The organism is Methylobacterium oxalidis, assembly GCF_007992195.1.
Lineage (GTDB): Bacteria > Pseudomonadota > Alphaproteobacteria > Rhizobiales > Beijerinckiaceae > Methylobacterium > Methylobacterium oxalidis.
On the sequence record NZ_BJZU01000064.1, the window covers coordinates 38,822 to 52,453 of the forward strand.

Sequence of the window (13,632 nt, forward strand, 5' to 3'; positions counted from 1 at the left end):
GCGGCAACCGTTGCTGTGCGTCCGCCCATCCTTTCCCCGACCTCGCGAAAACATCCTGGCCGGCATCTGCCGGCCGCGAATTCCAAATGGGTGTGGCGGGAGACAATTCCGCCACGTCTGCCGACACCCGCCCGATTTCCAATGAGGATCCGGCGATCACCGCGAGGGACCGGGAGCGACGTTGCGCACGGGGCCCGGGGACTCGGCCGAGGGTCGCGAAACGGACCGACGGGACCGGAAGGGGTCCGTATCATTACAGATCGCCGCAGCGATTTGGCAAGGGTGCGGATGAAAGCCGCGGCCGCGCGCGTGCCGGCGCGGCGGCCGGGACGTGCCGTCAGGGCCGGGCCGTGGGCAGCGGCGGCGCCTCGGCGGGGTCGCTCGGGGCGGTGTCGCGCTCGGCCCCGGCGCTGCGCGCGCGCCGGGACGGCGCGGCGCATCCCGTCGTGCAGCCGCTGCAGATCGAGGTGGTGGCGCGCCGGACGCGGTCGTCGAACGCCTTCTCCTGGAGCTTGCGCTCGGCGTCGACGCGGCTGCGCCGCGCCTCCATCTCCTCGGGCGTCGCCGGCACCGGGTCCTCGGCCTTCGGGGCCGCGCCCGGCGCGACCGGGCGCCGCTTGCCCGGCGCGGGGTCGACCTGCGCGGCGGCGGCGAGCGGGACGGCGAGGCCCGTCAGGGCGGCGAGCAGGGCGGCGAGGAGGGGAAGGCGCATCGCGGTCTCCGGGGGCTGTCGAGCCTAGCACGGGGGCCGGGCCGCGACAGGCGCGCGGCGCGGCCACACGCGATCTTCCTGCGGTCTTGGTGAACGCCGGGCGCGGTCCGCCGCCATGACAAACCGCCCGCACCGTCAATCCGCACTCGGCAATCTCATCCACCGCCTCGCCTTTACGGATCGGGCTTTGCCGGACCACAATGCCCCGGCGCGACCCGTTCGACGAAGGCGGGCGCCGGGATCGAGACGCCGAGGAGCCTGTCGATGATGAGTTCGGGTATGGGGCGCCGCGCGCTCCTGGGGCTGTTGCTCGCGGGAGCCGGCCTCGCGGCGCTGCCGCCGGGGTCCGGCGCGGCGCGGGCGCAGGCGAACTTCCCGACCCGGCCGATCACCCTGATCGTCCCCTTCGCGGCCGGCGGCTCGACGGACGTGGTGGGCCGCCTCGTCGCCCAGAAGATGTCGGAGAGCCTCGGCCAGCAGGTCGTGGTGGAGAACGTGGTGGGCGCCGGCGGCAACGTCGGGGCGACCCGCGTCGCCAAGGCCGACCCGGACGGCTACACGATCCTGATGGGGACGGTGGCCACCCACGCCCTCAACCCCCTGATCCTCAAGCGCAAGCCCTACGACCCGGTCGCCGACTTCGCCCCCGTCTCCCTGCTCGCGGTGGTGCCGAACGTCCTCGTGGTCAACCCGAACCTGCCCGCCAAGACGGTGCCGGAGCTGATCGCGATGCTGAAGGCCGAGCCCGGCAAGTACAATTACGCCTCGTCGGGCAACGCGACGCCGCTCCACCTCTCGGGCGAGCTCTTCAAGAGCATGGCGGGCGTCCAGATGCAGCACATCCCCTACCGGGGCTCGGGCCCGGCGCTCAACGACGTGGTGGCGGGCCAGGTGCCGATCATGTTCGACAACCTGCCCTCGTCCTCCGAGTTCATCCGGGCGGGGAGCCTGCGCGGCGTCGCCGTGACGACGAAGGAGCGGGCGCCCTCCTTCCCCGACATGCCGACCATCGCCGAGGCCGGGCTGCCGGGCTACGAGACCTACACCTGGAACGCGCTGTTCGCGCCCGCCAAGACCCCGCGCCCGGTCATCGAGGCCCTCAACGCCGCCTCCGTCGCGGCCCTCAAGGACCCGACCGTGGTCGAGCGCATGAAGGCGTTCAGCGCCACCGTCGTCGGCTCGACGCCGGAGGCTCTGGCCGACCACGTCAAGGCCGAGGTCGCGAAGTGGACGCCGGTGGTCAAGGAAGCCGGCGTGCAGTCGGAGTGACGGGGCCGGGCCTGCGCGCGGCGCGGCTCGGCAGAACCGGGCTCGCGAGAACCGGGCCCGGGAGAACCGGGCTTGGGAAAACCGCCGCCGTCCTCGCGACGGCGCCGGCGGGACGTGGCACTATCTGGTTGCCCGCCGGGCGGGCCGGCCGCGCGCGAGCGCGCCGGCGAGAACGCGGCGGGAGGAGGAAACGACATGAGTGAGCTGAACCACGGCCGCGCGTCGGGCCGTGGCCTGGTGCGTGGACCCCAGAGCCTCGTCGCCGGCATCGGCCTCGTCGCGCTCGCCCTGTTCGGGTTCTGGGCCTCGGGCGACCTGCCGCAGGGCACGCTCCGGGCGATGGGACCCGGCCTGATGCCGCGCTGGCTGTCGGTCGGCGTCGGCATCTGCGGCCTCGGCCTCGTCCTGGCGGCCTTCCTCAAGGACGGCGAGCCGCTCGCCCGCGCGGCCTGGCGCGGTCCCGTCGTCGTCACCCTGGCGATCTTCGCCTTCGCGGTCACGATCCGCCCCTTCACCTTCGGCAGCGTGACGATGCCGGGTCTCGGGCTGATCGTGGCGGGCCCGCTCGCCGTGATCGTCGGCGGCTTCGCGACGCCGGAGGCGCGCCTGCGCGAGCTCGTGATCCTGGCCCTGTTCCTCACGGCGGGCTGCATGCTGCTGTTCGGCGACCTCCTGAACCTGCCGATCCCGATCTTCCCCGTCGCGGTCGTGGACGCGCTGTCCGGCACCCTGTCCACGCGCACGCTGCTGCGCCTCGCGGCCGGGCTCCTCGCCGTCGGCGGTCTCGCCCTGCTCTTCCTGGAGCGGGCCCAGCGGCGCCAGCCGGTCGACGTCGCCCACCACTCGATGACCACCTGACGCCCCGCAGGGTCGCGTCCCAAGGAATCCCCGGCAGTGTCGGATCTCGTCTCCAATCTCGGGCTCGGCTTCTCCATCGCCCTCAGCCTGCAGAACCTCGCGCTCTGCTTCCTCGGCTGCCTCGTCGGCACGCTGATCGGCGTCCTGCCCGGCGTCGGCCCCATCGCGACCATCGCGATGCTGCTGCCGATCACCTTCGGGCTCGATCCGGTCGGCGCCCTCATCATGCTGGCGGGCATCTACTACGGGGCGCAGTACGGCGGCTCCACCACCGCCATCCTCGTCAACATCCCGGGCGAGGCGACCTCCGTCATCACGACCCTCGACGGCCACCAGATGGCCCGCCAGGGCCGCGCCGGCATCGCCCTCGGCATCGCCGCCATCGGCTCCTTCTGCGCCGGCACGGTGGCGACCATGCTGATCGCGGCGATCGGCGCGCCGCTGACCCGGCTCGCGCTGGTGTTCGGCCCGGCCGAGTACTTCGCCCTGATGGTGATGGGCCTCGTCTTCGCGGTGGTGCTGGCGCGGGGCTCGATCCTCAAGGCGGTGGCGATGATCCTCGTCGGCATCCTGCTCGCGACCGTCGGCACCGACCTCGAGACCGGGCAGGAGCGCCTGACCTTCGGCCTCGCCTTCCTGACGGACGGGATCGACTTCTCGGTGCTGGCGATGGGCCTGTTCGGCATCGCCGAGATCCTGCGCAACCTCGACCACACCGAGACCCGCGACGTGGTGCGCCAGCACATCGGGCGCCTTCTGCCGGGCCGCGCCGAGCTGCGGCAGGCGGCGGGGCCGATCCTGCGCGGCACCGCCATCGGCTCGACGCTCGGCATCCTGCCGGGCAACGGCGCGGTGCTCGGCCCCTTCGCCGCCTACACCGTGGAGAAGCGCATCGCCCGCGACCCGAGCCGCTTCGGCCGCGGCGCCATCGAGGGCGTGGCGGGGCCGGAGAGCGCCAACAACGCGGGCGCGCAGACCTCCTTCATCCCGCTCCTCACCCTCGGCATCCCGCCGAACGCCGTGATGGCGCTGATGGTCGGCGCCATGACGATCCACGGCATCGTGCCGGGCCCCGGCGTGATGACGAAGAACCCGAACCTGTTCTGGGGCATGATCGCCTCGATGTGGCTCGGCAACCTGATGCTGCTCATCATCAACCTGCCCCTGGTCGGGGTCTGGGTGCGCCTCCTGAAGGTGCCCTACCGGCTGATGTTCCCGGCGATCCTGATGTTCTGCGCCATCGGCATCTACTCGATCAACGCGCTGCCCACCGACGTCATGCTGATCGCCCTGTTCGGGCTGATCGGCTACGCGCTGATCAAGTTCGGCTTCGAGCCGGCGCCGCTGCTGCTCGGCTTCGTGCTCGGCAAGCTGATGGAGGAGTACCTGCGCCGCGCCCTCACGCTCTCGCGCGGGGATGCGATGGTGTTCCTCGAACGTCCGATCTGCGCGGGGCTGTTCGCGATCTCGATCATCATGCTGGTCGCGGCCCTGACGCCGTCGCTGCGCCGCAGCCGCGACGACGTCTTCAGCGAGGCCTGAGACCGCGCCGCGGGGCGCGGGGCGCACGGGCCGTTCGAAACGAGTAGAGAGGAAACACGACGATGACACGCACGCTCACCCGCCGCCTCGCGGGGCTCGCCCTGATCGCGGGCGCGGCGGCCGGGCTCGGCCTCGCCGCCCCCGGCGCCCTGGCGGACGCCTATCCCCAGCGCCCGATCACCATGGTGGTGCCCTTCGCGGCGGGCGGGCCGACCGACGTCGTCGCCCGGATCGTGGCCGACCACATGTCCCGCACGCTCGGCCAGCAGGTGGTGATCGAGAACGTGACCGGCGCCGGCGGCACCACGGGCATCACCCGCGCCGCGCAGGCCGCGCCGGACGGCTACACGATCATGATGGGCCACATGGGCACGCACGGCGCGGCGCCGGCCCTGTTCAAGGGCCTGAAATACGACCCCGCCACGAGCTTCGATCCGATCGGGATGGCGGCCGGCACGCCCATCGTCATCGTGGCCAAGAAGGACTTCGCGGCCCCCGACCTCAAGGCGTTCCTCGCGGCGGTGAAGTCGGGCGGCGCCTCGGTCAACCAGGCCCATGCCGGCGTCGGCTCGGTCTCGCACTCGACCGGCGTGCTGTTCGACTCGATCATCGGCGCCAAGCCGACGCTCGTCGTCTACCGCGGCACCGGCCCGGCCCTGAACGACCTGATGGCTGGCCAGGTCGACTTCATGACCGACCAGATCGTCAACGTGGCCCCGCAGATCAACGGCGGCACCATCAAGGCCTACGCCATCGCCACGCCCGAGCGCTCGCCCGCCCTGCCGAACGTGCCGACCACCAAGGAGGCCGGCCTCGACAATTACGAGGTGAGCGCCTGGAACGCGGTCTTCGCCCCGAAGGGCCTGCCGAAGGACGTCTCGGCCGCGCTGGTGAACGCGCTCGGCAAGGCGCTGGAGGACGAGTCGACCCGCAAGCGCATCCTCGACCTCGGCGGCACCGTCCCGCCCACCGCCGAGCGGGGCCCGGCCGCCCTCCAGAAGCTCGTCGAGAGCGAGGTCGCCCGCTGGACCCCGGTGCTGCGCGCCGCCGTAGACGGCAACAACTGAGGCCGACCCGCCGGATCCCGGGGGATGCCCCGGGATCCGGCCTTCGCGACGGGCGGCCCGCGCGTGTACAATCGGCGGGGCCTGCCCGCCCGTGACCCGCCATGAGCCGCGCGCCGCTGCCCGAGCCCATACCCGGCCCGCACCACGAAGGGCCTCCCGGCCCCGTGCCGCAGCCCCGCGGCTCGGGCGAGATCATCACGGTGCTGGCCCACTACCACCGCGGCGAGATCGGCCGCATGGCCGGCTGGCGCGACCGCATCGACCGCACCACCAACTGGTCGATCACGGTCATCGCCGCGATGCTCTCGGTCTCGCTGTCGACGCCGACCGCGCATCACGGCGTGCTGCTCTTCGCCATGCTCCTCGTGCTGCTGCTGCTCGCCATCGAGGCGCGGCGCTACCGCTTCTTCGACGTCTACCGCGCCCGGGTGCGGCGCCTGGAGCGCCACTACTACGCGCAGGTCTTCGCGCCGCTGCCGGGCGGCGAGGCCGACTGGTCGCGCGACCTCGGAGAGAGCCTGCGCCGCCCGGTCTTCCGGATCTCGCTCGCCGACGCGCTGGCCCGCCGCCTGCGCCGCAACTACGGCTGGATGTTCCTGATCCTGCTGCTCGCCTGGACGCTCAAGATCACCTCCCCGAGGCTCCAGCCCGGCAGCCCCGCGGGCGAGGCCGACGTCGCGCTCGACGGCGTCCTCGCCCACGCCGCCCTCGGCCCGATGCCCGGCTGGCTGGTGATCGGCCTCGTGGCCGCCTTCTACGCGGGCCTCCTCACCATCGTCCTGCGCTCGATCCGCCGCGAGCGCGAGCGCGACGACGGGCCGGTCCACGTCTGAGCCTTCACGTCTGAGCCTTCACGTCTGAGCCTTCACGTCTGAGCGCTGGCGTCCGCGCGAGGGCCCGCTCAGCGGCCGGTCGACCCGATCGGCACGGTGCGGCAGTTCATGTGGTTCTGGCTCGTCGTCACGACGCCGGCGTTGCAGTTCGGCTGCGCGCCCACGAAGAGCGGCGTCCCGCCCGCGCCCGGCGGCAGCAGGTAGCCGATGGCGCGCGTGCTCGCGTTCAGGTGCCGCGGGTTGTTCGTGACGATGCCGAGATTCGCCGAATCCGTCCCGACATAGACGGCCGCGCCGCGCCCGCCCGGTGCCGCCTGCGTGGACCCGATGGGCTGGGTGGCGCAGCGGCGGTAGCGCGCCTGCGTCGAGACGATGCCGGCGTTGCAGCCCGGCTCGGTGCTGACGTAGAGGGCGGCAGGCCCGCCGCCCTCATCGCGCTCCTCGCCGCGCTCCTCTTCGCGCCCGCGCGCCGGCGCGCGGGGCTCGTCGCGGGAGCGGCGGGGTTCCGGGTCGAAGCGCGGGCGCCGCTCGGGGCGGCCCTCGTCCTCGCCGCGATCGTCGCCGCGCCGGCCGGCGGGGCCGCCCTCGTCCTCCTCGTCCGGCCGGTCGTCGGCGCCGCGGCGCCGATCGGTGTCGGGCCGGCCGTCCGGCTCCTCCTCGTAGCGCTCGTAGCGGCGCTCGTACTGCGCCGTTGCCGGCGCGGGCAGAAGCGCGATCAGCGCCGCCGCCGAGACGAGACCCGTCCTCACCATCGATCACCCACCCGTTCGCATCCCGGGTGAACTCTGCCCGCGCGTCCCTGAACGGCGGCCTCACGCGCTGCGGCCGGCGCGCTCCCGCAGGATGGCCTCGATCCGCGCGCGGTAGAGCGCGACGAGGGCTTCGGGCTCGTAGGCTTCCGCGACGAGGCGGGCGGCGTTCTCCACCCGGCGCTCGCGCTCGGGCCGCCCGGCGCGCACGGCGCGCAGCGCCTTGACGGCGTCGGCGTGGCGCGGCTCGGCCCAGACGTGGCCCGGCTCCGCGTAGGCGTAGGCGCCGGGGGGCGTGGGCACGAGGTCGAACGCCACCGGCCAGGCGGTCTCCGGCGTGCAGAAATCCGCGTTGCCCGAGTAGTCGGTGCAGATGACGGGCGTGCGGCGCTGCATCGCCTCCAGCATGCCGAGGCCGAACCCCTCCGAGCGGTGGAGCGACACGTAGCAATCCGCCGCGGCGATCAGGCTGAGCACCGCCTCGTGCCGCATGGTGCGGTCGACCATGGCGATGCGGGGGTCGCTCTCGCAGGCATCGGCGATCCGGCGCCAGGCGCGCAGGGTGCCGGGGTCGGTGAGGGCGGCGGCGTTGTGCGTCTTGACGATCAGCCGGACCCGGTCGTCCGCCGGGAACGCCTCGCGGAACGCCCGGATCACCGCGACCGGGTTCTTGCGCTCCGTGTAGGAGAACGAATCGTAGGAGGTGAAGAACACGAAGTCGTCGCGGCCGGTGCCGAACAGCCCGTCCATCACGGCCCGGTCCGCTTCCGGGTCCGGCGCGGCGAGCGGCGGCAGGGCGAGGCGCATGTTGTGGACGGGCTTGCCCGTCGCCTCGGCGAAACAGCGGCGGTTGTACTCGGACCCCACCCAGATCTCGTCCACGAGATCGAGCGCCAGCCGGTGATTCTCGGCGATGCGGTCGAGCTCCCAGAAGAAGAACCCGATGTTGTGGGCGCCGGTGAACACGTCCGGCGAGTGCGCGAAGACGAGGGGCAGCAGGTCCGGGTTGACGTGGATGATGTTGACGGCCGCTCCCGTCGCGACCTGCCGGTCGTGGGCCTCGTCGGCCACCGCGGGCTGCGGGTTCTCCAGGGAGAAGTTCGCGAACCGGGCGGGCATCCCCGAGCCGAGCAGCACCGCGCGGGTTGAGCGCCCGGCGGTGGCGAGGCCCGATGCCTTGTCGAAGGGCGCGAGCACCTGAACGAAGGGGCGCTCATCCGGCGCCGGGCTCGCCGCGAGGCGGGGCGGGTCGATCCGGTCGCCGTCGCGGGTCAGCGTCGCGAAGGTCTGGCGCTCGATGTCGAAGCCGCGGGCGGCGACCGCCGCGAGGTAGCCCTGCCGGTCGAGCGGCGGCTCGGCCGTGCCGGCGATGGAGGCGCCGACCGCGTCGAATTGCGGCTCCGGCCCGAGCAGGAAATGGTCGAGCACCTCCCGCGGGAGGAACCGCAGCAGGCCGGGGTCCTCCAGCCCCTCGAGGAGCGCCACGTAGTGGCAGGCGATCCGCGTCTGCGAATCGCTGGCGGCGCCCACCCAGGCGAGGTTCGGGTTCTGCACGAGCGCCTCCTGCAGGAAGCGCGAGAAGGGCAGGAGGTTGCCGCGCTCGGCCGCCGGAACCGCCTGGAGAAAGGAGACCTGCCGGAACGGGACGAGGCAATCCTCGACGTTGAGGCCGCGCGCCCTGTCGCAGGCCCACCAGTAGAGGACGCGCCGGTAGCCCTCCTCGCTCGACAGGTCGAGCACGGCGCGGATGCCGTCATCCTCCAGCGCGTACCACAGGGCGGCGCGCGAGAGCGCGTGGCGCTGGCCGCCGAGGACGATCGGCGCGTTGAGGTAGGCGAGTTCGGCCGCGCTGAAGGGCGCCCGCAGCGGACGCCGCTCGGCGTAGTGGTCGATGTACCAGCGGTAGAAATGGTCCCGGTCCCCGGGCTCGGCGAAGTGCTCCGCCAGACCCATCCGCTGGCGAAGCTGCGCCGCGAAGGGTGACAGCGGCGGCAGCGCGGAGCCGTCGCCGCCCGTGGACGGCGTGCCGGCGCCCGCGTCGAGGAGCCTGCGGTAGACCGGGGGAGCGTCGCCGTGCCCGCCCTCTGCCGGGGGAGCGCCCGGCGCGGCGGCGGTGCGGGCGGCCCTGTCCTGCAGCCGCCGGAGCAGCGCCACGGGCAGGGGCTCGGCCGGAACGGGCGCGAACAGCGCCGACAGCGAGACCTCGCCGAGGAGGAGGGACGGCTCGCCCGCCGTGCGGATCTCGACCCGCGCCCCCGCCGCCGAGGCCCGCCGCCGCGCCTCGTCGTCGAGGCGGATCGCGAAGCCGTGGCAGCCGGAGCCGATGCCCGCCGCGCGCAGGTCCGGCCGGAAGCGGTCGGCCCGGTGCTCGCAGAGCGGCTCGCCGTCGAGCCGGATCTCGATTCCCACGGAGCCGTGCGGCCGGTCGGGGTCGAAGGCCCAGCCGGTGAGGGTGCCGTCGCGGTAGCCGTCGAGGTTCCCGCGCAGGACCGAGGCCGCCTTCGGCGCCGGGCGGGCCGCGGGGCGGGCACCGGGGAGCAGTCTGTTGAGGCGGGGGAACTTCAAGAGGCGGCCTGCCGGAAGCGCGACTCGCGCGGTGACCTCCGGCCTCTAGCAGCCGGACGGGCGGTTCGCACGGCCCGCGCGCCGGACGCTGCAATCAAAAGTTCGAGGCTGCGTGTGAGATCGTCGGGCACGGGCCCGACTGGATGCCAGCTTCGCCGTTCCGGGGCCACACGGCCTCCGGTTCGGTACGCAGACGCACCGTGGAGTGTTCGAGAGACGGCGTGAAGCGCGCGAAAATTGAATGCAAAATTGATCCGCAAGTCGTTCTACTGTCGACGATCACCTGTCGGCCCGCGCCAGCGGGCGGCTGCCGGCATCCGCGGCCCGGTCGGCGGCCGAGCGGTACTTGTTGCGCAGGTGCCGGAACAGGATGTCGCCGAGCTCCGAGCCCGCGCGCCGGCGGAGAGCGTCGAGGATCTCCTCGTGCTCGCGCATCGCCTCGCCCCAGCGGTCGCGGTGCTGGTCGAGGTTGGCCGAGTAGCGCGCCCGGCGCACCCGCCCCGCGAAGGTGGCGTAGGCGGCGCTCAGCGCCGCGTTGCCGGCCGCCGCCACGATCGCCCGGTGGATCGCCTGGTTGCAGGCGAAGTAGCCGTGCAGGTCGCGGCGGAGATAGTGGCCGTACATCTCGTGGTGCAGCCGCTCGATCTCCGCGAAGTCCGCCTCGCCGATGCGCTCGCAGGCGAGGCGCCCGGCGAGCGCCTCGAGGCCGCCCATCACGTCGAACAGCTCGATCAGCTCGCGCTCGTCGAGCTGGCGCACGCGCGCCCCTCGGTTCGGCAGGAGCTCGATCAGCCCCTCCGCGGCCAGCACCTTGAGGGCCTCGCGCAAGGGCGTCCGGGAGATGCCGAAGCGCTCGCAGAGCAGCCGCTCCGGCACCCGGGCGCCGGGGGCGAGGTCGCCCTCCACCACGTAGTCGCGCAGGCGCGTCAGCACCTCGCCGTGGAGCGAGGTCGGCGGCGCCGCGCGCTCGGCGAAGGCCGGCGCGAGGCCGAGCCCGAAGCGCGCCGCGACCCCGCCGGCGAGACGGTCTGCGCCGTCCGCCCGGTCCTCCGAGGCGTCGCGGCCGAGGGTCGTCATGCGGGACATGGCAGGCAGGACATGGACGGGACCGTAGCAGTGCATTCGCGGGGCGTCGATCGGTCAATTAAGAACAAGATAGTCCTTGCGGGCCTCAAAAATGAATGCATTTTATGGCGCCCAACAAAGAGAGCGGGCGGCCTCGGCCGGATCCGTGCCGACGGAGGACGCCATGAGCCGCACCGGACGCCATTTCCTGCAGATCCCGGGCCCGAGCCCCGTGCCCGAGCGCGTGATGCGCGCCATGGACCGGCCGGTGATCGACCACCGGGGGCCGGAATTCGGCGCGCTCGGCCGCGAGGTCCTGGCGGGCTGCCGGTCCGTGTTCCAGACCGAGGGGCCGGTGGTGATCTACCCGTCCTCGGGCACGGGCGCCTGGGAGGCGACGATCGTGAACACGCTCTCCTCCGGCGACCGGGTGCTGATGTTCGAGACCGGCCACTTCGCCACGCTGTGGCGGCAGATGGCGGCGCGCTGGGGCATCGAGGTCGAGTTCGTGCCCGGCGACTGGCGCCGCGGCGTCGATCCGGAGATCGTCGAGGCGACGCTCGCCGAGGACCGCGCCCGCGGTATCAAGGCCGTCATGGTCGTCCACAACGAGACCTCGACCGGCGTCACGAGCCGCGTCGCGGAGATCCGCCGGGCGATCGACCGGGCGAACCACCCGGCGCTCCTCCTCGTCGACACGATCTCCTCCCTCGGCTCGGCCGATTTCCGGCACGACGCGTGGGGGGTCGACGTCACGGTCAGCGGCTCGCAGAAGGGCCTGATGCTGCCCCCGGGCCTCGGCTTCACGGCGATCTCCGAGAAGGCGCGGGCGGCCTCGCGCAGCAACAACCTGCCCCGGTCCTACTGGGATTGGGAGGAGATGCTGAAGCCGAACGCCGGCGGCTACTTCCCCTACAAGCCGGCCACGAACCTCCTCTACGGCCTGCGCGAGGCCGTCGCGATGCTCCTGGAGGAGGGGCTGCCCGAGGTCTTCGCGCGCCACCAACGCCTCGCCGCCGCCACCCGCGCCGCGGTCCAGGGCTGGGGCCTCGAGGTGCTCTGCCAGGAGCCCTCCGAGTACTCGCCCGTCCTCACCGCCGTCCTCCTGCCCGAGGGCCACGACGCCGACGCCTTCCGCAGGATCGTCCTCGACGATCTCGACATGTCGCTCGGCGCCGGCCTCTCGAAGCTCGCGGGCCGCGTCTTCCGCATCGGCCATCTCGGCGAGTGCAACGCGCTGACGCTGATGGGCGCCCTCTCCGGCGTCGAGATGGGCCTCGGCGCCGCGGGCGTGCCGCACCAGCGGGGCGGCGTGCTGGCCGCGATGTCGAGCCTGCGGGCCGGCGACGGCCGCTAAGCCCGCGCCGGCCGGGAGCGGCCGGGGATCCGCGCGCCGAGGGCGCCGGTTGGTTCCCGGACGGCGGCCCGGCCGGGACGTCCGAACTCCGGCCCCGCGGGGCGGAGCGACAACGCGGCAGGCGGGACGCCTGCCGCCCGCACGACGACACCCCATGCGCGGACAATGCCCGGCCTCGAGACCGGCGCCCGCGGACTCCCCTCCGGAGGAAACGACATGATCAGGATACCCAAACGCGTCACCGCGCCGGGCATGGTGCTGTTCCTGCTCTGCCTGATGTACTTCATCACCTACGTCGACCGGGTGAACGTCGGCACCGCGGCCCCCGCCATCAAGGCGGAGCTCGGGCTGACCAACACCCAGCTCGGGCTGATCTTCTCGGCCTTCGCCTACCCCTACGCCGTGTTCCAGATCGTCGGCGGCGCCATGGCCGACAAGTGGGGCGCGCGGCGCACGCTGTTCATCTGCGGCCTGATCTGGGCGGCCGCGACCATCGCCACGGGCTTCGTCGGCGGCGTCGTCTCGCTCTTCCTCGCCCGCTTCATCCTGGGCTTCGGCGAGGGCGCGACCTTCCCCACGGCGACGCGGGCCATGCAGTCGTGGGTGGCCTCCGACCAGCGCGGCTTCGCGCAGGGCATCACCCACTCCTTCGCCCGCTTCGGCAACGCCGTCACGCCGCCCCTCGTCGTGCTGCTGATGGCCTACATGGGCTGGCGCGGCGCCTTCGTGCTGCTCGGCATCGTCAGCTTCGCCTGGGTGGCGGTGTGGTTCCTCTACTACCGGGACGATCCGCGCGACCACAAGGCGATCACCACCGAGGATCTGGAGCGCCTCGCGATCCGCGACCGCAAGCCCGCCGCCCCGAAGCCGCCCGTGCCGTGGCGCCGGCTCGTGCCGCGGATGGCCCCCGTGACGCTCACCTACTTCTGCTACGGCTGGTCGCTCTGGCTCTACCTCAACTGGCTGCCCTCCTTCTTCAAGGACGGCTACGGGCTCGACATCAAGAACTCCGCCCTGTTCGCCTCGGGCGTGTTCTTCGCGGGCGTCGTCGGCGACACGCTCGGCGGCGTGATGAGCGACCGCATCCTGAAGAAGACCGGCGACCTCCAGAAGGCGCGCCGCAACGTGATCTGCCTCGGCATGCTCGGCGCCGCCGCCTGCCTCGCGGGCGTGTTCTTCACCAAGGAGCTCACCCTGATCGCGCTGCTCCTCAGCGGCGGGTTCTTCTTTCTCGAACTCGTGATCGGCCCGATCTGGTCGGTGCCGATGGACATCGCCCCGCAATATGCGGGCACGGCGAGCGGGCTGATGAACTTCGGCTCGGCCTTCGCCGCGATCGTCTCGCCGCTCACCTTCGGCTGGATCGTCGACGTCACCGGCAACTGGATCCTGCCCTTCGCGGGCTCGATCGGCCTGCTCGTCGTCGGCGCGGCGCTCGCCTTCACGATGCACCCCGAGCGCCCGTTCGCGGTCGAGCCGGAGGCGTTGACGCCGCGGGTGGTCCCGGCCGAGTAAGGCACGCGTGCGCGGGCGCTTCGCGGCGCCCGCACCCGCGCATCCCGGCGGCGTCCCGCTCCGGTCCGGCGCGGAGCATCGGACAACGCGAAGAGCCGGA

11 protein-coding genes are annotated in these 13,632 nt (G+C 72.9%); 7 read left to right on the forward strand and 4 right to left on the reverse strand.

What is annotated here, in order from left to right; all coding sequences use genetic code 11:
* Nucleotides 1-337: 337 nt before the first annotated feature.
* A complete protein-coding gene (locus MOX02_RS15950) occupies nucleotides 338-712 on the reverse strand; it encodes a hypothetical protein (RefSeq protein WP_147026780.1) in 375 nt (124 codons plus the stop codon).
* Between the two features lie 264 nt (nucleotides 713-976).
* Here MOX02_RS15950 and MOX02_RS15955 point away from each other — a divergent pair, with 264 nt between their 5' ends.
* The 5 genes from MOX02_RS15955 (at nucleotide 977) to MOX02_RS15975 (ending at nucleotide 6,281) form a co-directional block, all read left to right on the forward strand.
* Complete coding sequence (locus MOX02_RS15955; RefSeq protein ID WP_147026781.1) at nucleotides 977-1,981, forward strand: Bug family tripartite tricarboxylate transporter substrate binding protein; 1,005 nt, start codon at nucleotides 977-979, stop codon at nucleotides 1,979-1,981.
* A gap of 195 nt (nucleotides 1,982-2,176) precedes the next feature.
* Nucleotides 2,177-2,839, forward strand: coding sequence for a tripartite tricarboxylate transporter TctB family protein (locus MOX02_RS15960; protein ID WP_147026782.1), 663 nt, complete (start codon nucleotides 2,177-2,179; stop codon nucleotides 2,837-2,839).
* Nucleotides 2,840-2,875: 36 nt separating this feature from the next.
* Entirely contained in the window at nucleotides 2,876-4,381 is a 1,506-nt protein-coding gene (locus MOX02_RS15965; RefSeq protein ID WP_147026783.1) for a tripartite tricarboxylate transporter permease, read from the forward strand.
* 62 nt (nucleotides 4,382-4,443) lie between these two features.
* A complete protein-coding gene (locus tag MOX02_RS15970) occupies nucleotides 4,444-5,448 on the forward strand; it encodes a tripartite tricarboxylate transporter substrate-binding protein (RefSeq protein WP_147026784.1) in 1,005 nt (334 codons plus the stop codon).
* Between the two features lie 101 nt (nucleotides 5,449-5,549).
* Nucleotides 5,550-6,281, forward strand: a complete 732-nt coding sequence (locus MOX02_RS15975; RefSeq protein ID WP_147026785.1) for a DUF2270 domain-containing protein — start codon at nucleotides 5,550-5,552, stop codon at nucleotides 6,279-6,281.
* A gap of 68 nt (nucleotides 6,282-6,349) precedes the next feature.
* Here the strand turns inward: MOX02_RS15975 and MOX02_RS15980 are convergent, their stop codons facing one another.
* From MOX02_RS15980 to MOX02_RS15990, 3 genes are all read right to left on the reverse strand, one after another.
* Nucleotides 6,350-7,033, reverse strand: a complete 684-nt coding sequence (locus MOX02_RS15980; RefSeq protein ID WP_147026786.1) for a hypothetical protein — start codon at nucleotides 7,031-7,033, stop codon at nucleotides 6,350-6,352.
* Between the two features lie 60 nt (nucleotides 7,034-7,093).
* The gene (locus MOX02_RS15985; RefSeq protein ID WP_147026787.1) at nucleotides 7,094-9,595 is read right to left on the reverse strand and encodes a glycosyltransferase; all 2,502 of its coding nucleotides are present in this window, start codon (nucleotides 9,593-9,595) and stop codon (nucleotides 7,094-7,096) included.
* Nucleotides 9,596-9,874: 279 nt separating this feature from the next.
* The gene (locus MOX02_RS15990) at nucleotides 9,875-10,672 is read right to left on the reverse strand and encodes a GntR family transcriptional regulator (protein WP_147026788.1); all 798 of its coding nucleotides are present in this window, start codon (nucleotides 10,670-10,672) and stop codon (nucleotides 9,875-9,877) included.
* 172 nt (nucleotides 10,673-10,844) lie between these two features.
* On the opposite strand from MOX02_RS15990, the gene MOX02_RS15995 reads away from it, so the two are divergent.
* The gene (locus MOX02_RS15995; RefSeq protein ID WP_147026789.1) at nucleotides 10,845-12,017 is read left to right on the forward strand and encodes a pyridoxal-phosphate-dependent aminotransferase family protein; all 1,173 of its coding nucleotides are present in this window, start codon (nucleotides 10,845-10,847) and stop codon (nucleotides 12,015-12,017) included.
* Nucleotides 12,018-12,233: 216 nt separating this feature from the next.
* On the forward strand, nucleotides 12,234-13,532 hold the full coding sequence (locus MOX02_RS16000) for an MFS transporter (protein WP_147026790.1): 1,299 nt from the start codon (nucleotides 12,234-12,236) through the stop codon (nucleotides 13,530-13,532).
* Nucleotides 13,533-13,632: the final 100 nt, after the last annotated feature.